The organism is Streptomyces sp. NPDC087787 (assembly GCF_044743035.1).
In the GTDB taxonomy this organism is placed as follows: domain Bacteria; phylum Actinomycetota; class Actinomycetes; order Streptomycetales; family Streptomycetaceae; genus Streptomyces.
In genome coordinates this window covers 77806-98224 of the sequence record NZ_JBIUVQ010000021.1, presented here as the reverse complement: position 1 = coordinate 98224, position 20419 = coordinate 77806, and the positions used below count along the sequence as shown (strand labels likewise).

Annotated in this window: 24 protein-coding genes; 21 read left to right on the top strand and 3 right to left on the bottom strand. The window is 70.3% G+C overall.

Annotated features, from left to right (window positions below):
* Nucleotides 1-273: 273 nt before the first annotated feature.
* The 14 genes from ACIOWN_RS28705 (at nt 274) to ACIOWN_RS28640 (ending at nt 11899) form a co-directional block, all read left to right on the top strand.
* Nucleotides 274-1083: a hypothetical protein gene (locus ACIOWN_RS28705; RefSeq protein ID WP_401983719.1), complete on the top strand. Its 810-nt coding sequence runs from the start codon at nt 274-276 to the stop codon at nt 1081-1083.
* 85 nt (nt 1084-1168) lie between these two features.
* Nucleotides 1169-1876 (top strand): Flp pilus assembly protein CpaB, encoded by a 708-nt coding sequence (gene cpaB, locus ACIOWN_RS28700; RefSeq protein ID WP_326803871.1) that lies wholly within the window; start codon nt 1169-1171, stop codon nt 1874-1876.
* A 13-nt stretch (nt 1877-1889) separates the two neighbouring features.
* Nucleotides 1890-3143, top strand: a complete 1254-nt coding sequence (locus ACIOWN_RS28695) for an AAA family ATPase (RefSeq protein WP_326803872.1) — start codon at nt 1890-1892, stop codon at nt 3141-3143.
* On the top strand, nt 3140-3556 hold the full coding sequence (locus ACIOWN_RS28690; protein ID WP_401983702.1) for a TadE/TadG family type IV pilus assembly protein: 417 nt from the start codon (nt 3140-3142) through the stop codon (nt 3554-3556). Before ACIOWN_RS28695 ends, ACIOWN_RS28690 begins: the two co-directional genes overlap by 4 nt.
* Before the next feature lies 1 nt (nt 3557).
* Nucleotides 3558-3929: a TadE family protein gene (locus ACIOWN_RS28685; protein ID WP_326803874.1), complete on the top strand. Its 372-nt coding sequence runs from the start codon at nt 3558-3560 to the stop codon at nt 3927-3929.
* 66 nt (nt 3930-3995) lie between these two features.
* Nucleotides 3996-5333 carry a CpaF family protein gene (locus ACIOWN_RS28680; protein ID WP_326803875.1) on the top strand — a complete coding sequence of 446 codons (1338 nt, stop codon included), beginning with the start codon at nt 3996-3998 and terminating at the stop codon, nt 5331-5333.
* A 19-nt stretch (nt 5334-5352) separates the two neighbouring features.
* A complete protein-coding gene (locus ACIOWN_RS28675; protein WP_401790025.1) occupies nt 5353-6294 on the top strand; it encodes a type II secretion system F family protein in 942 nt (313 codons plus the stop codon).
* Between the two features lie 27 nt (nt 6295-6321).
* A complete protein-coding gene (locus tag ACIOWN_RS28670) occupies nt 6322-7215 on the top strand; it encodes a DUF5936 domain-containing protein (RefSeq protein WP_326803877.1) in 894 nt (297 codons plus the stop codon).
* A 15-nt stretch (nt 7216-7230) separates the two neighbouring features.
* The gene (locus ACIOWN_RS28665; RefSeq protein ID WP_401983700.1) at nt 7231-8790 is read left to right on the top strand and encodes a histidine kinase; all 1560 of its coding nucleotides are present in this window, start codon (nt 7231-7233) and stop codon (nt 8788-8790) included.
* A 50-nt stretch (nt 8791-8840) separates the two neighbouring features.
* Entirely contained in the window at nt 8841-9680 is an 840-nt protein-coding gene (locus ACIOWN_RS28660; protein ID WP_362346240.1) for a response regulator transcription factor, read from the top strand.
* A gap of 148 nt (nt 9681-9828) precedes the next feature.
* Nucleotides 9829-10065: a Flp family type IVb pilin gene (locus ACIOWN_RS28655; RefSeq protein ID WP_234375832.1), complete on the top strand. Its 237-nt coding sequence runs from the start codon at nt 9829-9831 to the stop codon at nt 10063-10065.
* Nucleotides 10062-10658, top strand: coding sequence for a pilus assembly protein TadG-related protein (locus ACIOWN_RS28650; RefSeq protein WP_362346238.1), 597 nt, complete (start codon nt 10062-10064; stop codon nt 10656-10658). The genes ACIOWN_RS28655 and ACIOWN_RS28650 overlap by 4 nt, the downstream gene beginning before the upstream one ends.
* Nucleotides 10659-10692: 34 nt before the next feature.
* Nucleotides 10693-11265: a hypothetical protein gene (locus ACIOWN_RS28645; protein WP_362346236.1), complete on the top strand. Its 573-nt coding sequence runs from the start codon at nt 10693-10695 to the stop codon at nt 11263-11265.
* A gap of 7 nt (nt 11266-11272) precedes the next feature.
* Nucleotides 11273-11899, top strand: a complete 627-nt coding sequence (locus tag ACIOWN_RS28640; RefSeq protein WP_362346234.1) for an OmpA family protein — start codon at nt 11273-11275, stop codon at nt 11897-11899.
* A gap of 102 nt (nt 11900-12001) precedes the next feature.
* Here ACIOWN_RS28640 and ACIOWN_RS28635 read toward each other — a convergent pair whose 3' ends face one another.
* Together ACIOWN_RS28635 and ACIOWN_RS28630 are read right to left on the bottom strand one after the other, a co-directional pair.
* On the bottom strand, nt 12002-12193 hold the full coding sequence (locus ACIOWN_RS28635) for a hypothetical protein (RefSeq protein WP_362346232.1): 192 nt from the start codon (nt 12191-12193) through the stop codon (nt 12002-12004).
* A 12-nt stretch (nt 12194-12205) separates the two neighbouring features.
* Nucleotides 12206-13057, bottom strand: a complete 852-nt coding sequence (locus ACIOWN_RS28630) for a helix-turn-helix transcriptional regulator (protein WP_362346230.1) — start codon at nt 13055-13057, stop codon at nt 12206-12208.
* Nucleotides 13058-13298: 241 nt separating this feature from the next.
* Here ACIOWN_RS28630 and ACIOWN_RS28625 point away from each other — a divergent pair, with 241 nt between their 5' ends.
* The 6 genes from ACIOWN_RS28625 (at nt 13299) to ACIOWN_RS28600 (ending at nt 19110) form a co-directional block, all read left to right on the top strand.
* Entirely contained in the window at nt 13299-13811 is a 513-nt protein-coding gene (locus tag ACIOWN_RS28625; protein WP_362346228.1) for an ATP-binding protein, read from the top strand.
* A gap of 52 nt (nt 13812-13863) precedes the next feature.
* Nucleotides 13864-14238 carry a type II toxin-antitoxin system RelE/ParE family toxin gene (locus ACIOWN_RS28620; protein ID WP_362346226.1) on the top strand — a complete coding sequence of 125 codons (375 nt, stop codon included), beginning with the start codon at nt 13864-13866 and terminating at the stop codon, nt 14236-14238.
* On the top strand, nt 14235-14573 hold the full coding sequence (locus ACIOWN_RS28615; protein ID WP_362346224.1) for a helix-turn-helix domain-containing protein: 339 nt from the start codon (nt 14235-14237) through the stop codon (nt 14571-14573). Before ACIOWN_RS28620 ends, ACIOWN_RS28615 begins: the two co-directional genes overlap by 4 nt.
* A 91-nt stretch (nt 14574-14664) precedes the next feature.
* Nucleotides 14665-14946 carry a hypothetical protein gene (locus tag ACIOWN_RS28610; protein WP_362346222.1) on the top strand — a complete coding sequence of 94 codons (282 nt, stop codon included), beginning with the start codon at nt 14665-14667 and terminating at the stop codon, nt 14944-14946.
* Between the two features lie 347 nt (nt 14947-15293).
* A complete protein-coding gene (locus tag ACIOWN_RS28605) occupies nt 15294-17819 on the top strand; it encodes a hypothetical protein (RefSeq protein WP_362346220.1) in 2526 nt (841 codons plus the stop codon).
* Nucleotides 17809-19110, top strand: a complete 1302-nt coding sequence (locus tag ACIOWN_RS28600) for a hypothetical protein (protein WP_362346218.1) — start codon at nt 17809-17811, stop codon at nt 19108-19110. Before ACIOWN_RS28605 ends, ACIOWN_RS28600 begins: the two co-directional genes overlap by 11 nt.
* Nucleotides 19111-19140: 30 nt before the next feature.
* On the opposite strand, the gene ACIOWN_RS28595 is transcribed toward ACIOWN_RS28600, so the two are convergent.
* Nucleotides 19141-19524, bottom strand: a complete 384-nt coding sequence (locus tag ACIOWN_RS28595) for a DUF192 domain-containing protein (RefSeq protein WP_362346216.1) — start codon at nt 19522-19524, stop codon at nt 19141-19143.
* A 137-nt stretch (nt 19525-19661) separates the two neighbouring features.
* Between ACIOWN_RS28595 and ACIOWN_RS28590 the strand changes: the two genes are divergently transcribed.
* Complete coding sequence (locus tag ACIOWN_RS28590) at nt 19662-20408, top strand: A24 family peptidase (RefSeq protein ID WP_362346214.1); 747 nt, start codon at nt 19662-19664, stop codon at nt 20406-20408.
* The last annotated feature ends 11 nt before the right edge of the window (nt 20409-20419 follow it).

The window sequence follows — 20419 nt, the reverse complement described above, 5'->3', positions numbered from 1 at the left end:
CCAAACCAGGGCCCACAGTCAACGAGTTGTGTCCGGCCCATGCTTTCGGGTCGGTTCAGGATGCTCACCCTGCCCCGGTTTGAAATGACTTGTGCGAGGAGAGTTGCCGGCCAGGTACGAAATCGCTGTTCTCCGGCCACAGAGGCGTGGATACAGTGCTGAGGTAGTCACGCAGTGAGGTCAACTCGGCGTGCCGGACGACCACCGGCGGGCCGACAGGCGTCTAACGGGGAGCTGCGCGTGTCAACTGCCATTGCTGTGACAAGCGCCGACATGGCGCTGCCCGCGCAGGACGAGCGGACCGTGCCCGCCGTCGTCCTGAAGGACCTGGACCGGCAGCCGCTGGAGCAGACGCTCGACGCGATGAAGGCCTTGGTCGACCACCACGGGCACGTCGTCGTGGTGTGCTCGCACGCCGTGCCGAGCGGTGTGGAACGGCGGCTGCACACCGTCCGGTCGCTGCTGGAGAGCGACCGCATCGCCCTGTTCCGGCCCGACCTGCCGCCGCTCGGACTCCCCGTCCTCGCACGCCAGTTGCGTCAGCTCGCCTCCTGCGACCTCAGCCCCGGCGTGCTCGCCTCGGCCGGCCGGCTGCTGACCCACTACATCCACGCGGGCGCCGTCCTGTCCTCCGTCGCCCGACTCGACCGCGTACCCGTCGGTCTCAGGGCGCACGCCAAGTCCTGGGTCCCTGGCAGCCAGTTCGGCGTGATCGCCCACCCCGAACCCCAGCTCGTCCGGATCGGGCCCGAAGCCACCCTGGACGGGCCGGACTTCGGCAGCTGGATGCTGCTCGCCAAGGGCCAGCTCCAGTCCGACTGGGTCGGCTCCACCCTCGCCCCCGCGTGGAACGCGCTCGGGCTGCGCGAGGCCGGCCTGCCGGCCGAGTCCGCCACCTGGTGGGGCACCGGCAAGCTGATCGAGTTCTGCACCTACCTGCCCGACCTGTCGGTGCTCTACCAGCTGGTCACCTCGGTCCGCCAGGGTGTGTGCCACTGGTGCGGCATCGACGTCATCGGAGACCGCTGCGTCTTCTGCTCGGCCACCCCGCCCGTCCCCGAGAACCGGACACCGACCGGATGAGTCCCTGAACCTGAACCACCGGCACCACCGTCATTCGATTCCGCTCGACTTCGCCGACCGATATCCCAATGAGGTTGCACGGTTCATGAACTCCCGTCAGCGCCGCGGCGTGATACTCCTGATCCTGTCCGTCATCTGCGCCCTCGCCGCGTTCGCGGGCGTGCTCTCCGTCATCAGCGACGTCAAGTCCAAGGTCGGCCCCGAGGTCGCCGCCTACCAGCTGCGCACGGACGTCGCGCCGTACACGACGCTGAGCACGGGTCAGTTCGAGAAGGTCAAGATGCCCAAACGGTGGCTGTCGCCGAACGCCGTCACCGACCTCGCGCAGATCCAGGGCAAGATCGCGGTCACCACCCTGCGCAAGGGTTCCCTGCTGCAGAGCGACATGATCGTGAACCAGCCCGCCCTGCAACCGGGCCAGCAGGAGGTCGCCATCATGATCGACGCGGCGACCGGCGTGGCCGGCAAGATCACACCGGGCTCCACGGTCAACGTCTACGCCACCTTCGGCGGACAGCGGCAGGGCGACCCCGCCCAGTCGAAGATCATCGTGACCAACGCCAAGGTCCTCGACGTCGGGCGGATCACCGCGCTCCAGCCGAACGCCGACAACCGGGCCCAGCAGCCCACCGACGCCGTCCCGATCACCTTCGCGCTCTCCACCATCGACGCCCAGCGCATCACCTACGCCGAGTCGTTCGCCCAGCGGGTCAGGCTCGCGCTGGTCGCCCCCGGCAGCGACACCAGCGTCCCGGCCAAGGACCGGACCTACGAACTCGCGAACGACAAGTGAGAGGCCGGCAGGCATGACCACCAGGATCCTTCCGGCCGTCGGCGACGCCGACGCGGCCCGGTCCATCACCACCCTGCTCAGCCAGCTCCCCGACGCCGAGCCGGTGGCCCCGGTCGCCGACTCCACCCAGCTCATCGACACCCTGGCACGCCTGGCCGCCGAGTCCGTCGACGAACTGCCCGAGATCGTGGTGGTGCACGAGCGGATCGGCCCGGTACCGGCCCTGGAATTGATCCGTGAAGTGGCCCTGCGCTTCCCGGCGGTCGGTGTCATCCTCGTCACCTCCGACGCCAGTCCCGGCCTGTTCTCGGCCGCGATGGACTCGGGCGCGCGGGGACTGGTGGCCCTCCCGCTGAGCTACGAGGAACTGGTCAGCCGGGTACAGGCGGTGGCCCAGTGGTCGGTGGGCGTACGGCGCCATCTGGGCCACGGCGGCGAGGTGTTCACCGGGGCCGGCGGCCGGGTGGTGACGGTGAGCGGGGCCAAGGGCGGGGTGGGCGCCACCCTCACGGCGATACAACTCGCCCTCGCCGCACAGGCGTCCGGGCGCGCCACGGCCCTGGTCGACATGGACCTCCAGTCCGGTGACGTCGCCTCCTTCCTGGACGTCCAGTTCCGCCGCTCCGTCGTCGACCTCGCGGCCATCACCGACATCTCCCCGCGCGTCCTGGCCGACGCGATCTTCCGCCACGACAGCGGGCTCGCGCTGCTGCTCGCCCCAGGCGAGGGCGAGCGCGGCGAGGAGGTCACCGACCGGGCCGCCCGCCAGATCGTCAGCGCGCTGCGCTCCCGCTACGAGATCGTCGTCCTGGACTGCGGCGCCCAGATGAGCGGGGCGAGCGCGGCGGCCGTCGAGATGGCGGACACCGCGCTGCTCCTGACCACTCCGGACGTGGTCGCGGTGCGCGCGGCCAAGCGGACCGTACGGATGTGGGACCGGTTGCAGATCCGCAAGGCCGAGGAGACGACGGTCGTCGTCAACCGCCACACCCGGGCGACCGAGATCCAGCCGCCGCTCATCCAGAAGATCACCGGCACGCCGGTGGCGGGCACGGCGGTCCCCGCCGGCTTCAAGGAGCTCCAGGGCTCGGTGGACGCCGGCCGCATCCACGAACTGGACAGCAAGAGCACGGTCAAGCAGGCGCTGTGGGGACTCGCCGGCGAACTCGGGATCGTCAAGGCGCCCGAGGCCGACCGCAAGGGCGGACGGCTGCGGGGCGACCGGGGGTCGGTGAGTTTCCGGCGGCGCAGGGAGGCAGGTGGATGAACATGCGGGCAGGCACAGGGAAGAGGCTGTCGGCCGGCCGGCTGCACTCGGACAGCGGGCAGGTCGCCGTCGAGTTGCTGGGCATGACGCCCACGATCCTCATCACGCTGGTGCTGCTGTGGCAGTGCGTGCTGCTGGGGTACACGTACACGCTTGCGGGGAATGCTGCCGACGAGGCGGTACGGGCGGGCACGGCGGCCGATCGCGGTGCCAGGAACGCCGCCTGCAGCCAGGCCGGGCTCGACAAGCTGTCGGCGGCGTGGCGAAGGGGGGCCCAGGTGGGCTGCGAGACGAGCAACGGCTATGTACGGGCGCAGGTGGACCTCAAGGTGCCCGTCCTCTTCCCCGGCGCGATCGGCTTCCCCTTCACGGTCACGGGCCAGGCCGGCGCCGTAGAGGAGGCGACGAACTGACATGCCGTACCAGCGCGTACGCCGCGACCGCCGCCGCCGCGACCGGGGCCAGGCCGCCATCGAGTACCTGGGATTCATCCCGATCCTCATGCTGCTCGCCATGGCCGTCATCCAGATCGGCCTCATCGCCTACACCGCCCAGCAGGCCGGCACGGCGGCCCGCGCCGGGGCGCGCGCGGCCTCGCTCCGGCAGGGAGCCGGGCAGGCCTGTGCGAACGCGGTCAGCGACTGGCTGACGGGCCGCACCAGTTGCCTGCCCTCGTACGGCGGCAAGGAGGTCACCGTCACCGCGGCCGTCGACATCCCCTCGATCGTGCCCGGCTGGCACTTCGGCAAGGCCCACAAGACCGCGACGATGCCGCTCGACCACTGAGACCGCTCGACCACTGACCAGGACCGTCCACGACACCGCCGACCAGGAGCGAGGAGCACCGGACCGATGAGCCTCCGCGCACGCATCAACTCCCCCGAGGAGAAGGGCAACCGGGGCGAGGACGGCCACCTCGTCGCCTCGTACCGGGCCAAGCTCCTGGAGGAGATCGACCTCGCGGAGATGAGCTCGCTGGCCGCCGCCGAGCGCCGGGTACGCCTTGAGCGGGTGCTCGGGCACATCATCAGCCGGGAGGGCCCGGTCCTTTCGACCGTGGAGCGCTCGCAGCTGATCCGCCGGGTCGTCGACGAGGCCCTGGGCCTCGGCATCCTCGAACCCCTCCTGGAGGACGCCTCCATCACCGAGATCATGGTGAACGGACCCGACGCGATCTTCGTCGAGCGCGGCGGCCGGGTCGAGCAACTGCCCCTCCGCTTCGCCTCCGACGACCAGCTGATGCAGACGATCGAGCGGATCGTCTCCACGGTCAACCGCCGCGTGGACGAGTCCAACCCGATGGTCGACGCCCGTCTGCCCTCCGGCGAGCGCGTCAACGTCATCATCCCGCCGCTGTCGCTGACCGGTCCCACCCTCACCATCCGCCGCTTCCCCCGCTCCTTCACCCTCCAGGAGCTGATCGGCTTCGGCTCGCTCGACGAGCACATGCTGTACCTGCTGGCCGGACTGGTGCAGGCGAAGTTCAACGTCATCGTCTCCGGAGCCACCGGCACCGGGAAGACGACCCTCCTCAACGCCCTGTCCGGGCTGATCCCCCAGGACGAGCGCATCATCACCATCGAGGACTCCGCCGAACTCCAGCTCCAGCAGGCGCATGTGATCCGGCTGGAGTCCAGGCCGCCGAACGTGGAGGGCCGCGGCCACGTCACCATCCGCGACCTGGTGCGCAACTCCCTGCGTATGCGCCCCGACCGCATCGTCGTCGGTGAGGTCCGCGGCGGTGAGTCGCTCGACATGCTCCAGGCGATGTCGACCGGCCACGACGGCTCGCTCGCCACCGTGCACGCCAACAGCGCCGAGGACGCGCTGACACGCCTGCAGACCCTCGCCTCCATGTCCGACGTGGAGATCCCCTTCGTCGCCCTGCACGACCAGATCAACAGCGCCGTCGACGTGATCGTCCAGCTCACCCGGTTCGCCGACGGCGCCCGCCGCATCACCGAGATCGCCGTGCTCGACAGCCACGGCGGCGAGCCGTACCGGCTGGCCACCGTGGCCCGCTTCGCCGCCCGGCCCATGGCGGCCGACGGCCGGATCTACGGCGCCTTCGAGTACCACCCGCTGCCACGCCGCACCGCCGACCGCCTCTACATGGCGAGCCAGCCCATCCCCCAGGCCTTCGGCGTCGCCCAGTCCGCAGACCAACTGGCCACCCGAGAAGCCAGGTAGGCAGGTAGGAACCGTCCCCATGGATCTGAGCACCCTCGTCACCCTCACCACCGGAGTCACCCTGCTGACCTGCGTGCTGGCCGTCGCGGGCCTGCACGCCTACAGCTCCGGCAAGGCCCAGCGGGCGGCCCTCGTCGACCGGCTCTCCCAGACAGGCCAGACCCCCGTCGGCCGCCGGCGCCGCTTCCCCACCCTCGACCGCCGCCTGCGCCGCACGAAACTCGGCCGCGGGCTGGAGCTGAGGCTCGCCGCGACCGGCCTGGACGTCACCCCGGGCGAGTTCCTCGTCTACATGCTCGCCACCGTGGCCGCCCTCTGGCTGATCGGCCAGGCCGCCCTGGCCCCCTTCTTCGGACCGCTGGCCGGCCTGCTCGGCATCTGGGCGGCGATGCAGTTCCTCAACTGGCAGCGCCAGAAGCGGATCGAGAAGTTCATCAACCAACTCCCCGAACTGGCCCGCATCCTGGCCAACGCCACCCAGGCGGGCCTCGCCCTGCGCACCGCGATCGGCATGGCGGCTGAGGAGCTGGAGGCCCCGGCGGGCGAGGAACTGGCCAAGGTCGCCCATCAGCTGGCGCTCGGCGCGTCGATGGACGACGCGCTGGCGGAGCTCGCGGAGCGGCTGCCCTCACGGGAACTGGTCGTCCTCGTCACCACGCTGGTCCTGTCCAACCGGGCCGGCGGCCAGGTGGTGAGCGCCCTGCGCAACCTCACCGAGACCCTGGAGGAGCGCAAGGAGACCCGCCGCGAGATCCGCACCCAGCTCTCCCAGGTCAACATGACCTCCTACGCGGTCCCGGTACTGGGTATCGGCGCGCTGTTCCTCATGAACGGCGTCAAGGCCGGCGCCCTGGACCGCATGACCGCCTCCCCGATCGGCCAGGGCGCGGTGATCATCGCCTTCGCGCTCTACGCCGTCGGCTTCGTCCTCATCCGCCGCATGTCCCGCATCGACGTCTAGCCGGGTTCCCGGAAGGAGGGAAGAGGGATGGCACTGCTGCTCGCACTCGTGATGGGCCTCGGCGTATGGGGCGTCTTCGCCGGCATCCGCATGTACCGCGCAGAGGCCCGGCTGCCCGGCGACCTGGCGCTGGCCCTGGAGGTGGGCTCCACCCGCACAGGCGCGGTCGACTCCCTCGTCGACCGCCTCGGCATGCGCTACGCCCCCGCCGTGCTGCGTCTGATGGGCCCCAAGAGGGTGGCGAAGTACCGACGCAGGATCGACCTGGCGGGTAACCCCGGCGGCCTCACGATCGACCGCTACGCGGCCCGGCGCGCGGTCTACGGGTTCCTGGGGGGCCTCGGCGGACTCGTGTTCCTCCTGCGGGGCCAGCTCTTCATGGCCCTGCTCCTGTTCGCCTTCGGCGCCTTCTGGACCGAGGTCGGCATCTGGTCGGCGATCCGCATCCGCAAGGACGTGATCGAGCGGACGCTGCCGGACTTCCTCGACGTGCTCGCGGTCGTGGTGAGCGCGGGCCTCGGCTTCCGCCAGGCCCTGGACCGCGTCGCCGACAAGTACGCGGGCCCCTGGGCGGACGAACTGCGCATCACCCTGCGCCAGATGGACCTCGGCATGAGCCGCCGCCAGGCCTTCGCGGAGCTGCGGCGCAGGAACGACTCCGAACAGGTCGCCATGTTCGTCACCGCCCTCCAGCAGGGCGAGGAACTGGGCGCGCCCATCGTCGACACGCTGGTGGCCCTGGCCAAGGACATGCGCCGCACCGACGCGCAGAACGCCCGCCGCAAGGCCGCCCGCGCGGTGCCCAAGGCCACCATGATGATCACCACGTTCATGGTCCCGGCCACGATGATCCTCCTCGGCGCGGGTCTGATCCTCGGCTCGGGCGTGGACTTCGGCTCCCTCACGGGTACGGGCAAGTAGGGGGCGGGCGAGGACATGGCGACGACGGAGGAACGCACCGGGCTGCTGCGCCGCCGCCCGAGAATCCCCGAGATCACCACCCCTCCGGCGGGCACGGTCCTGCCGGCCCACGTCCGCACGGGCGCGCCGGACATCCCGGTGACGTCGGTGACGCCGGAGCTGCCGCCGGGGTGGGAGCCGGTGGAGCCGTCGCAGGGACCTTCTGCCGCCGACGGCGAACGGTCCCCGCAGGGGCCACCCGCAACCGGCGACGACGGCCGCACGAGTGGCGTGGGCGGGAACCCGGACCCGCCCGAGGACCGGGTGCCCACCACGCAACCCGCACCCGCGGAGCCATCGGCACCCGAGGCAGAAAAACTGCAGATCAGCGCGTTGCAGGCGATGTGCCGCCACGTCTTCGCCTTCCGCCTCGCGATGATCGCGCTCGCCGCCCCCGTCGCCCTGGTGAACGCGGCCCCCGGACTGGCCACCCGCCTGGTCAGCGCCGCGGTGGTCGTCACCTTCATGGGCTCCTACGTTCTGTTCAGGGACTGGGAACGCTTCGGCCCCCTGCTCCTGCGGCACCCCACGCTCCTCGCCCTGGACACCCTCTTCGGCGCCCTCCTCCTGATCGCGGCGGGCCCGGACAGCACGCTGGCCTACGTCAGTGTCTGCACCCCGCTGCTCGCCGGACTCGTGTACGGCTGGCGCGGCGCGGCCCTGTTCGCCTCGCTCCAGTCGCTGATCCTGCTCGTCGTCTCCACCAGCTCCAAGGAACTGTCCCCGGACCTGGCCCAGGCCGCCCTCCTCCCCGGCCTGTGCGTCATCGCGGGCGCGGCCGGAGTCACCGTGCGCAACCTGCTCCTCCGCTTCGGCGAGGCCACCCGGGCGCTGACCACGGTCCAGGCCCGTCTCGCCGTCACCGAGGCGGTCGGTGCCGAACGGGCCCGCCTGGCCCGCGAGATGCACGACTCGGTGGCGAAGACCCTGCACGGCGTGGCCATGGCCGCCGACGGTCTTGCGGGCTCGGCGGGCGCCGACCGCATGGACGCGGCTCTGGTGAAGCAGCAGGCGGAACTGGTGGCCCGCTCGGCCCGCCGGGCGGCCGCCGAGGCGCGCGAGCTGCTGACCGACCTGCGCCGCGAGAACGACCCGGACCACGGCACCGACGTACTCGCCGAACTCGTCGCCCGCACCCGCGACTTCGCCTCCCGAACCGGACTGAGCGCCGCGTACCGCCCGATCGGCGAGCCGGGTGTGCCGCCGGTGCCGCCGGCCGTGGCCCGTCAGCTCCTGACCATCGCGTCGGAGGCGATGGAGAACGCCCACCGGCACGCGGCGCCCACGCACGTGGAGGTGAGCGCGGGAGTCCACGGCGACCTGCTGCGGATCAGCGTGTACGACGACGGCCGCGGCCTGCCGCCCGGCACCAGCCTCGAACAGCTCCGCCGGGCGGGCCACTTCGGCCTGGTCGGCATGGTCGAGCGGGCGGCCTCGGTCGGCGCCCGCATCCGTATCGGCCGCGGCGCCCACCCCAAGGGAACGGAGGTCCGCCTCGAACTGCCCCTGGGAGCCCTGACGACACCGACCGTATGACCGCCCGACGAACCATCCCTGCTCCACGACCCAGAGAGGAGGCCGCCGCCGTGCCGGACCGGACGACTCCCAACCCCTTCGAGGGCTTTCCACAACCCGCGCAGGCCGTGCCCCTGCGCGTCGTCGTGGCCGACGACAACCCCGTGGTCCGCGCCGGCCTGACGGCGCTGCTCTCCGGCCGCGCGGACATCACGGTGGTCGCGGAGGCCGCCGACGGCCGCGCCGCCTGGGAGGCCGCCCAGCAGCACCGTCCCGACGTCGTCCTGCTCGACGTCCGCATGCCCGGCGTGGACGGCCTCTCCGCCCTGCCGTACCTGGTCCGGATCGCCCCGGTGATGATGCTGACCTACAGCAGCGAGTCGGAAATCGTCCAGGAGGCCCTGCGCCTGGGTGCGGGCGGCTACCTGGTCCACGGCGAGTTCACGGCCGGCCAACTCGTCACCGCCGTACGTGACGTCAAGGAGGGCAGGGCCCACTTCACCCCTACGGCGGCGGGCGCGCTGGTGGCCCGACTACGCCGCGACCAGCCGCCGGCAGATGCGATTGCACACGATCACACCTTCCCAACGTCGCAAGAAACAGGACCTACCGCCAAAACCCTTTCGCATCTGCAACCATCTGTGGGACAGTCTTCGTCTGGATGGACAGGTGGCCGTCCGGCTGCCGTCGACAGGTCGAGGTTCCAACTCAGCGCGAGGGAGGCGGAGATCATGGACCTCATCGCGTCCGGCATGACCAACCAGCAGATCGCCGCCACCTGCTTCATCAGCGAGAAGACCGTCAAGAACCACATCAACCGCATCTTCGCCAAGCTCCACAGCACCAGCCGCTCCGAGGCCGCCGCCAAGTGGCTCGGCACGGCACCGGGTTCGTCACGAGGGCTGGGGTGAGGCGTGATGGCGACGGTGCGGGGGAGGCGGGCCCGGGTCTTGCTTTGGGCCCGGGATTGGGTCCGGGGACCCTCTGGCGAGCGGGGTGTTCCGGCATACGTTTCCGGTGTCGCAAGCGGCACCGAGACCGAACCCGGAGGGGAACACCATGACCGACCTGATGCTGAAGACCGCGGTCGCGACCAAGGTCCGCGTGAACGGCTGGAAGAACACCACGGCCGAGTCGCTGCGCCGCCGCGCCGACGACCGGGGGCAGACCGCGGTCGAGTACCTGGGCATCATCGCGGTGGTGGTGGCGATCGTGCTGGCGATCACGGGGACGGACATCGGGAAGTCCATCTTCGACGCGATTACGACCAAGATCTCCGAGGTCACCGGCGGGTGACGCGCCCGCGCAGGTACGGCGACGCAGGGCAGGCCTTTCCCATCTACATCACGGTGGTGGGGGGCCTGCTCTTTCTCGCGTTCGCATACCTGGCGGTCGGCCAGGCGGCGGCCAACCGAAACGGCGCGCAGACGGCAGCGGATGCGGCTGCCCTGGCGGCGGCGCAGGACACCCGGGACCAGCTCGCGGGCAAGTGGGTCGCCACCGTGCTCGATCCGACCAAGTGGCAGGACCTCCTGGACGGCAGGGCGGCTGAGATGAACGGCTGCTGGCGCGCGTACCAACTCGCGCAGCGGAACGAAGCCCACGTCGACGGCTGCCAGCCGTCCTTCTTGAGGTACACGGTGTACGTCCAGACCGACAAGCCGGTCGGGAAGTCCATCGTTCCCGGCACCGAGGACAAGCACTCCAAGGCGCATGCCAGCGCTGTCATCAAGCCGCTGTGCGCATTCGACCCTCCCCTCGAGGATTCCGAGCCCAAGGATGTACTCCCTCGACTCATCTGCAAGAACAGGTACTGGGACCTCGATCCGCACCATCTCACGGGTCTGCCACGCCCCGAGGACCTCTTCGACGTCCACCTGGCCGACTGACAAGCGAACGACGAGTGACGAAGGAAGCAGCGTGATGAGCATTCGGTTCACTGCGAAGGCCCGTAGGGGGTTGGTCGCTTTGACCGTGGCGGCCGGCTTGGCCCTCGGTGCGGCCGGTTGCGGCGGCGACGACAAGAAGCCGGATGCGTCGGCATCCGCCACCAAAGGTGGTGGATCCAAGCCGAGTACTCAGGAAGGACAGGACGACGGGCCCCTTGCCGAACTCAGGGGACCGAGCGGCCTGATCCTGAAAATCACAGCTGCCAAACGTGACTCTGGGGGGTTCGTCACGATCAACGCCGATCTCAAGAACGACGGGAGCAAGACGGCGGTGCTCTCATCCCAGCTCACGGGCAATGAGACCGAGATTATGAAGAACGGTAGGTCCTTCGGCGGTGCCACTCTCGTGGACTCCAAGGAGAAGAAGCGCTACTACGTGCTGCGGGACACCGATGGGCGACCGCTCACCACGACCGGTGTACAGACGATCAAGTCTGGCGACACCATCCCCATCTTCCTGCAGTTCCCGGCGCCACCAGCCAGCACGGACGAGGTCAGCTTCCAGCTCCCGACGTTCGCCGAAGCCACCATCAAGATCTCCGGGTGAGGCCCCGATGACCCCCACCCGTCTCACCCTGGCCCTCACCGCCGCCGGTGTCATGGTTGCCGCGAACCTCTACGGTGCCGTGGTCGCCCGTGCCGACAGTGGTCCCAGCGTGCCCCCGGGCACCGAGCCGTCCGCCTCCGCCCCCGTGAAGGTCGACCCGAGCGATCCCGACCTCAAGCTGCCCGAGGGGGCCACCCTCGCCGAGCCCAAGGTGCTGGACATCAAGTCGGTGGTCGAGGAGCAGGGCGGTGAGGAACGCCGTGAGGACACCAACACGGACGTGACGTTCGCCCTCCAGGCCGAGGTGCTGTTCGCCAAGGACAGCGCGAAACTGAGCAGTCAGGCGAAGGCCCGGATCGACACGATCGCGCAGGAGATCAAGAAGCAGAAGCCGAGCCAGGTCCGCGTCTTCGGCTTCACTGACAACCTCGGCACACACGCGCACGGCGTGGTCCTGTCCAAGCAGCGCGCCAACGCCGTCCAGGACATCCTCTCCCAGGAGCTGAACGACTCGAACATCACCTTCGACGTGCGCGGCTACGCCGAGCAGTACCCCATCGCGGACAACTCCACGGAGGACGGCCGCAAGAAGAACCGCCGAGTGGAGGTCACGTTCCCCCGCATCCAGAGCTGACTTGCGACCGGGCACGGGGCCCGTTCCGTGCCACGGCCGGCAAGGCCGGATCGGAGCCCGGAAAGTCACACGGCCACGGCGCAGACCTTCTCACCGCCTGCTCTACAGCAGGTGATCGGCCCTTCCCGCCTTGATCTCCCGGATGAGGGCGCGGAGGGCTTCGCGGCTGTCGGTCAGGGGGCGGTCCTCCTGCCCGGTAACGGCGATGTAGGCGTTGCCTTCGGTGTCGGTTCCTATGCGGAAGCAGTTGTTTCCTTCGGCGCAGAAGGGCTCTTCCCAGACGATCTCTGCCACGGTTGCTGCTCCTCAGAGTTGGCGGGCGATGGTGAGCATGAAGTCGCGCGAAGCCTGTGAGTCCAGGGATTTGGCGTGCCACCAGTCCATGTGCGCACGGTACTTGGCGAGCTGGGCCTCCGCGTGAGTGAACTCTCCGCCGTGGGCGGAGTCCAACTGGACGGTGTCCAGTTGGGGAACGGCGCCGTGGGCATACAGCACTGCGTGCCCCGCGCCGGGAACGGCGCCAACCTCGACGGGAAGAATCCTCACGTCCACGTTGTCCCGCTCGGACATCTCGCACAGGTGCTGCAGCTGCTCCCGGGTTGTGCGTCTGCCGCCGAACTGCATGCGCAGGGCGAACTCGTGAACGTAGGCGACGTACTCGACGGGGTTCTGCCGCTCAAGGGCCTGTTGCCGCTGTACGCGCTGGGCCACCCGTAGTTCGACTTCTGCTTTGGGAAGCGGCGGCAGTGCCGAGTTGAAGACGGCCCGGGCGTAACCGCTCAGCTGGAGGAGTCCGGGCACGTGCACGGTTTGCAGGGTCCGCAGGCCCTGGGCGAACCACTCCAACTCGGCAACATCCAAAAGCCCTTGAGGAAGGTTGCCGCGGTACTGCTCCCACCAGCCACGCTTGCCGGATTCGGCCATGGCGACCAGTGCTTCGGTGTACGCCTGATCGGCACAGTCGTAGTTGCTGGCGAGTATCCGGATCCGTTCGGGAGAAGTGGCCCGGACGCCTGACTCCATGTTGGACACCTTGGTGCGGTCCAGTCCGAGCAGGCCCGCTGCGTACTCGGTGGTCCTGCCCGCCGCGAGCCGCATCCTGCGCAACTCGGAACCCAGGCGTCGCTGGCGCTCAGTCGGTGTCGTCCGTGTCGGCATGTGCACCTTCCTCCCAGTCGTGCACAGTCTGCCGCTCCTCGCTTCACGGATCCAACTCAATGGGAGGCAATGTATTCAACATGGTGGCACACGTGCCAAAAATTCCCCTACAGTCCGTGACAGGTCGATTACGACCCTCCGCCCCCACGGAAGTGCATCACCCATGCCACGCCAGGTCCGGGTGACAGGCCACCGTCGTGCGTGCGGGGGACAACCACCCCATGCGTTCAAGGGAGTTGCTATGTCCGTCAGCATGACCTCCGCCTGCCTGCCCTACATCGCCACGGACCTGCCGCCCGCACCCCCCACCCCGGAATCCCTCACGTACAGCCTCACGCTCCCGGCCGCGCCGCAGACTCCGGCGGTCGTCAGGGCGACGATCCGCACGGTCCTCGACGCGCACGGCCTCGCCGACATGGCTGACGCGGCTGTGCAGGTGGCGAGCGAACTCGTCGCCTGTGCCTGCCGTTTCACCATCTCGCCGGAGGTGTACGTATGCCTCCGCTACCGCGAGCAAGCCCTCCGTGTGGTCCTCTACGACGCGCACCCCCGCCACCAGCACCCTCGCCTTGCCGCCGCCTGCGACGCCCGCCGCCGCTCGGCGCTGCGCCTGTCGGCCTGTGTGGTCCGGGCGTGTGGCGGTGATTGGGGCTTCGGTGACGCCCGCGAGCCCGGCGGCGGCACGCGGACGTGGGCGGTCCTGCCGAGGAAGGGTGCCCGCGCATACCTGGTGGGTGGCCACACGAATGAGTGACGACGGCTCGAAAGCCAGTCGAGCGGGGTGCCGCACCACTTACGGTCCCGGCGTGATCGAGTCCTACGTGATCGAACTGGAGCCGGAGGTGAGGGCCTGGCTCACGTCGCTTCCTCCGCATCGCTACCGCCAGGTCGAGGAGAAAGCCGAGCTTCTCGCCGAGTTTCCGACGACCTTGGGCGAGCCTCATTCTCGTAGCCTGGGAGAAGGGGTGCGTGAGCTTCGGTTCGTTCTGGATGGCAACACGATGCGGCTCACATACTGGCTGGCACCCGGTCGACGAATCGTCCTGCTCACGGTCTTCAGAAAGACCAGAATGCGGGAGGAAGCGGAGGTCAAGCGTGCCAAGCTGGCGAAAGAGCTGTGTGAGGCCGAGCATGGACCCGCGTACAACGAGTTCACTCGCGAGTTTTGGGAGGAGCTGTGAACCACACCCGCTGGAAGCTGGCGCGGGCGCGGAAGGCTGCCGAGGGGTATGAGGAACCCCCTGAGGTGGTTGCGGAGCGTGAGCAGATCCGACTGGCGCACGAACTTGGACAGCTGGTGTACGACCGGCGTACGGCGCTGGGCTTGGCACAGGCGGCACTGGGTGAGCGCCTGGGGATGACTGCCGACGAGGTCGAGGTCATCGAACTGGGCGGGATGCTTCCCCTCACAGCGGACCTGTTGGTCAGGTTGGCAGGGGCGCTCGATGTCACAGTGGCACTGCGTGTTGTCTCTGGCGGTCACAACACTGTGGGGTTCGGCGATCACGCTGCCTGATCCGGCCGTTCCAGACCCGCATGAGGGCGCACCGCGCCTCCCTCAGGACTGGGGCGCTCTGTCGGACGTATACGCGACGCATTCTTTCGGTATGTCCGATGTCATGATTCGCGTGCCCGCCGAAGTTCGTGACCGGCTCGCTGCCGTGGCTGAGGCGCGGGGGATCAGCCTGCGTCGCCTTATGCAGGAAATAGCTGCTCAAACCCTGACTCCGGAGCAGATCAAGGACCGGGCCGAGCGCACTCGCGCCGTGCTTGCCGAACGGTTCGGGCATTACGTGACGGACGAGGAATCAGCCGAAATGCGGCGCAAGATGCGTGAAGCCGCCGCAGCTCACCGGGCTGCTCCTGCCGGGACGGAGTCATCCGGTTGAGCCAGGTGATCGAACACTACGTACTCGACGCACCTACGCTACTGGCGATGGGCGGCAACAAGCAGGTTTCCGGCCTCATCCACGCCGCGGCGTCGAGCGATGACGCGAACCTGTGTGTGGTCCGGCGTGCGGCGGTGACTGGGGCTTCGGTGGCGCCCGCGAGCCCGGCGGTGGCACGCGGATGTGGGCGGTCCTGCCGAGGGAGGGCGCCCGTGCGTATCCAGCGTGAGCGGGCCGCGACGCCCCCGCGCTGATTGGGTGTCCGTTTTGGGTCTCCGGGCCCATGCCGGGCAGGCGGGCGTTTCCTAGCCTCGGTTGGAGTCGTGCGCCAACCGGGGGGAGGGCACATGCCACGGTCGCTGTCGGCGGCATTGGTGCTCGTGCACACACTGTTCGTCGCCACCGTGCTCGGTGGGATCGGTCTGCTGCTGACGGCCGGGTCGTACGGCGCCCTCGACGGCGGTGTCGTCGCCCTCGTCGCCTACGCCGCCGCCCCCGGAGTGCTCGGCTGGTGGCTCGCCCGGCGTAGCTGGGAGGGCGGGGGCCGGATCCGGTGGGCGCTGATCGGCGTGCAGGTGTGGCTGATCCTCGGGGGACTCGCCAACCTCACCGCGGGTTCGGCCCGCGGCGGCATCCAGCTCTTCCTGCCGCTCCTCATCCTCTACTTCCTGCTCCAGTCCGAGACCCGGCAGTGGTACGAACTCCCCGTTCCGGCGCGGGCCGAGCGCCGTCCCCTCTCGCTCGCCCGGATGATCCGGTGGCGGGGGAGGGACGAGGGGCAGACCGCGGTCGAGTACGCCGGCCTGGTCGCGATCGTCGTCGCCATCGTGCTCGCGCTGGTGGTCAGCGGTCTCGGCACGCAGATCCTCACGAGCATCGAGGCCCAGGTCTGCAAGGTCGCGGGGATGGGCTGCGCGGCGCCGGCGGGCAGCGCCACCGACACCCATGCCTCCGGCGACACCCACGCCTCCCGCGACACCAGCGGCGCCACGACCGGCGGCGGTACCGACAGCAGCGGCGGCACCAGCGGTGGCGGTGACAGCACTGGTGGTGGCACATCCGGTGGCGGCGCGGACAGCACGGGTGGTGGCTCCGCGACCGGCGGCAGTACGACCGGTGGTACCGCGGCCGGCGGCACCACCACCGACAGCGGCGACCAGACCACCGACGACACCCCCACCACCGAATCCGACGACACCGACACCGACAACACCCCCGCCCCCGACGAGAAGAAGGACGACGGCTGTTTCTCCGGGTTCGGTGCCTTCTTCGGGTGTGCCGGTGATCAGCTCAAGCAGGTCGGTGAGGGCGTCTTCGTCGACGGGATCTGGGGGGACGTCACCGGGATCTGGGACATGGTCACGAACCCGGGAGACACCCTCAGCGGGATCGCCGACTACGGCAAGCAACTCGGGCACGACTGGATGGAGGACTCCAAGGACGCCGGGAAGAAGTGGTCGGACGGCGACTACTTCGGGGCCCTCCGGGACTGGGGAGGGGCCTCTCTCAACACCGGCGGGACGGTCCTGTGGGACATGTTCATCGGCGACGACGTGGCCGAGGACTGGAACAACGGCCAGAAGACCCGCGCCGTCTCCCATGTCGTCTGGAACATCGGCTCCCTCTTCATCCCCGGCTACGACGCCGGCAAGGTCGTCGAGAAGGTGGGCGACCTCGGCAAGCTCGGCAAGCTGGGCAAGCTCACGGAGAAGGCCACCGAGGCGGCCGAGGACGCCAGGAAGGCGGCCAAGGCGGGTGACGTCGAGGGCGCCGAGCGGGCCGCGAAGAAGGCGGACGAGGCGGCCGAAGAGGCCGAGAAGAAGGCCCGTGAGTCCGGCTGCTCCATCGCCGCGCCCGCCCGCCGTATCCCGTACGGGGGCGGCGGACCCGGGGGCGGCGCCGGCACCGGAACCACCGTCCTCGCCGCGGGCGGCCCCCGCTACGTGATCCTGGCCCAGGAGGGCTGTGACGAGGAGGCGAAGAAGGAGGCCGCCGAGGCCCGTAAGCAGGCGGACGAGGCGGAACACGCGGCGAGTGCGGCCGAGTTGGCGCACAGCAAGGAAGCCGCGAAGAAGGCGCTCGACGACGAGGGCGTGCCGCACTCGAAGAAGAACGCCGACGACTTCGCCGACCGCGCCAAGGACAACCCCGATCCGGACAAGAAGGAGATCGGCACCAAGGACGCGACCCGGGCGCTGGACGAGATCGAGAAGCTGTCGAAGACACCGAACGTCTCCAAGGAGGCGAGGTCGACGCTCACCAGCAAGATCCTCAACGCGAAGAACACGGACGAACTCGCCCAGGCCCGGGCCGAGCTCAACGCCGTCCAGCACGCCGCCGACGCCGAGGCCGCGGCCGGTACCACGGTCCACACCGCGGTCGGCAAGGACTTCGGCAAGACCAAGGTCGACCTCGGCAACGGCGAGAGCGTCGACATCTCCGACATCCATGACGCCGACACGCTCTACAAGGGGAAGGACGGCAAGGTCCACGTCGTGGAGGTCAAGAACACCGGCAACGCCACCATCAAGGCCGACTTCGAGCGGCAGGTCGAGGACATGGCCAGGTGGCAGGGCAAGGACGGCGCGGGCCGCGCGGTCCGGGTCGACATCGCGACCAACGACAAGTGGAGCAACATCTTCAGCGGTTACAAGACCGGCAAGCGCGACGGTGTGAAATACAGGCCGCCGGGCACTCCGGCGAGCACACTGGCCAAGAACAACGTGCCGGTCCGGATCGCCGGACAGGACATCTCCCCGAGCCAGCTTGCCAGGATGCAGGCCGAGATCGACGCGCGCAGGGCGGCGGGCACGATGGACTGGCAGAGGATGACGACCCCGAAGGAAGCGATGGAGTACCTGGGTGTCTCGTGACGATCACCTGCTGCCCGCCGCGATGCGGGAGCTGCCGCCGCCCTGGAACGACCTGACCCACCGCCGGGCCCTCGCGCTGGCGGAACTACCGGCCGCCGGCGCGGAGCAGGCACTGGACGTCCTGCGGGCGGCCCTGCCCCCGCACCGGCACAGCGTGCACGACTGGGACGAGGCGCTGCGGGACGCCTACGACGACCGGGGCGACCACACCCTGGACGAGGCGGACGCCTGGCTGACCCGGCTGATGCCGGCCACCGCCGACGTCACCTGGGAAGGCGTGGTCCGGGTCCTGGCGGAGTGGTCCCGGCTGGGCATCCCCACGGTGTCCGCGCCGCCGACGCCGGAACAGATCCGCACCACGGCCGCGGAATGGGCGACCACGGTACGGCAGGACCTGGCCTCCGACGCCTTCGCCTTCCTCCTCGAACGCGGCGCCCCCGCCGGGCACGAGGACGACGCGGTCCGGCTCGCCCAGGCCTACGTCCGCGTCGGCCTGGCGGTGGAACCGGCGGTCCGGCTGCTCCTGGCCCTCGGCCGGCCGCGCGGGGAGGCGGCACTGCTGGAACTCGTGACCGACGACGCGGTCCGGGACTTCCGTCCCTACGTCCGCTCCCGGCTCCTGGTGCTGCGCCGCCCCGGCTACGAAGCCCGGGGAAGGCAGCCGGCGCGCGGAGAGGAACTCTTGCTGCCCTCTGCCGTGCGGGAGCTGCCGTACAGCTGGGGCGCGGGCTTCCAGTGGCCGGCCGGCCTTCCGGGGGACGCGGAGAACACCACCCGCGCGCGGGCGGTTCTCCTGGCCTGCGCGCCGACCGGACCGGTGTCCGAGCCCGTCCCAGGCCCCGCCTGGACCGGCGACGCGGACGAGGGGCCGCCCGCCTGGCTGGACGTCCGGCAGGTCATGGCGGACCTGATGCCCTACGCGCGTCTGGTCACCAGGGAACGGATGACCGAGGCGATGCGCGAGTGCGCGCTGCTCGGCATCCCCGGCGTACCGCGGGAACCGGGTGGCGAGGAGGCGGCACGGTTCCTTACGCGGTGGGTGACCTGGATCAGCGGCTGGATCGCCGGCGCGGTCTTCACCTGGCTGGGCACGTACGTCGACGACGACGCCCTCCTCACCCCGTGGGCGTTCGAGCTCGCCGAGCGGTACGCCCGGTGCGGTGTCGCCGGGGACCAGGCCGTGGCGTTGCTGCACCGGCACGGCGCCGTGGCGTACGGCCGCGAGGCCCTCGACCGCATGGCGGCCGACGAGACGCTGCCGCGGAGGCTGCGGCGCCAGGCCGCACGGTGACCACTCGCGCCACGCCCCGGGATGCCGCCGCTACTCGGCCTCCACCGGCCTCTGTCCGGCCTCCACCGTCACCAGCACCCCCGCCCGCAGCCCCCACCCCGCCATCTCCCCGGCCTCCGCCTCCAGTACGTGGCGGGAGCGCGGGCGGAGCAGGCCGAGCCGGTTCGGACTCATGGTGACGACGGTGAGGACGCGCAGGTCGCGGTCGAGGTAGGCGACGTCGATCGGGATGCGCATGCGGAAGGTGTGCACGTTGTTGGCGGGGGAGAGCAGGATCGCGCCGTCAACCGCGTCACGGCCCAGCAGCCCCTTGGTGCGGGCTCGGTAGGAGGTCGCCAGCTCCAGCGGGACCGTCACCGGCGCCGCACCGTGCACGATCAGCCTGCCCCGCCCGTCGCGCCAGCGTCGTCCCATGCCGAGCCGCCCTCCTCTGATTCCTTCACGTCCCGTGCGTCCTGTGCGCTGCCGACCGACCGTATCGGCGGGGCGGTGGGCCCCGCATGGGTCCACGGGCCCATGCCCCGCGCGCCCGCCGCGGTTAGGGTCCCGGGGTGCGCGTACTTGTGACCGCCGTGGCCGCGCTGTGGGGCGCGGGGACCGGGTTGCTGCTGCCCCGGGCCGCTCACCGATTGTCGGTCGGCGCCGGGGAGTCGTGGAGCGCCCGGTGCCCGGGCGGGCATCCGATCACCGGCGCGTTCGGCGGCTGGGTGGGCCGGGCCCGCTGCGCGGGCGCGGAGGCCGGATGCGGAGCGTACGGGCCGAGCGCCAGGGTGACCGCCGTCGTGACCGCGCTCGTCTGCGCCGCGCTCGCCGCCGCCACCGGGCCCCGCCCCGAGGCGGCGGTCTGGCTGCTCGCCGCGCCGGTCGGCGTGCTGCTGGCACTCGTCGACCTCCGTGTGCACCGGCTCCCGGACGTGCTGACGCTGCCGCTGGCCGCCGCGACCGCCGCCCTGCTCGGAGCCGCCGCCGCACTGCCCGCCGCCGCGGGCTCCTGGCCCACCGCCCTGCTCGGCGGACTCGCCCTCGGCGCCGCGTACTTCGCGCTGTTCCTGGTCAATCCGGCCGGCATGGGCTTCGGCGACGTCAAACTCGCCTTGGCGCTCGGCGCGGCCCTCGGCTGGTACGGCTGGCCGGTCCTCGTCGTCGGCGCCTTCGCCGGTCTGCTCTACGGCGCCGGCTACGGCCTGGGTCTGGTGGTACTGCGCCGGGCCGGCCGCAAGTCGGCCATCGCACTGGGGCCGTTCATGCTCGGCGGGGCCCTGACGGGGGTACTGCTGGGGGCGTTCGCGGCGACGTGAGGGCAGGGAAG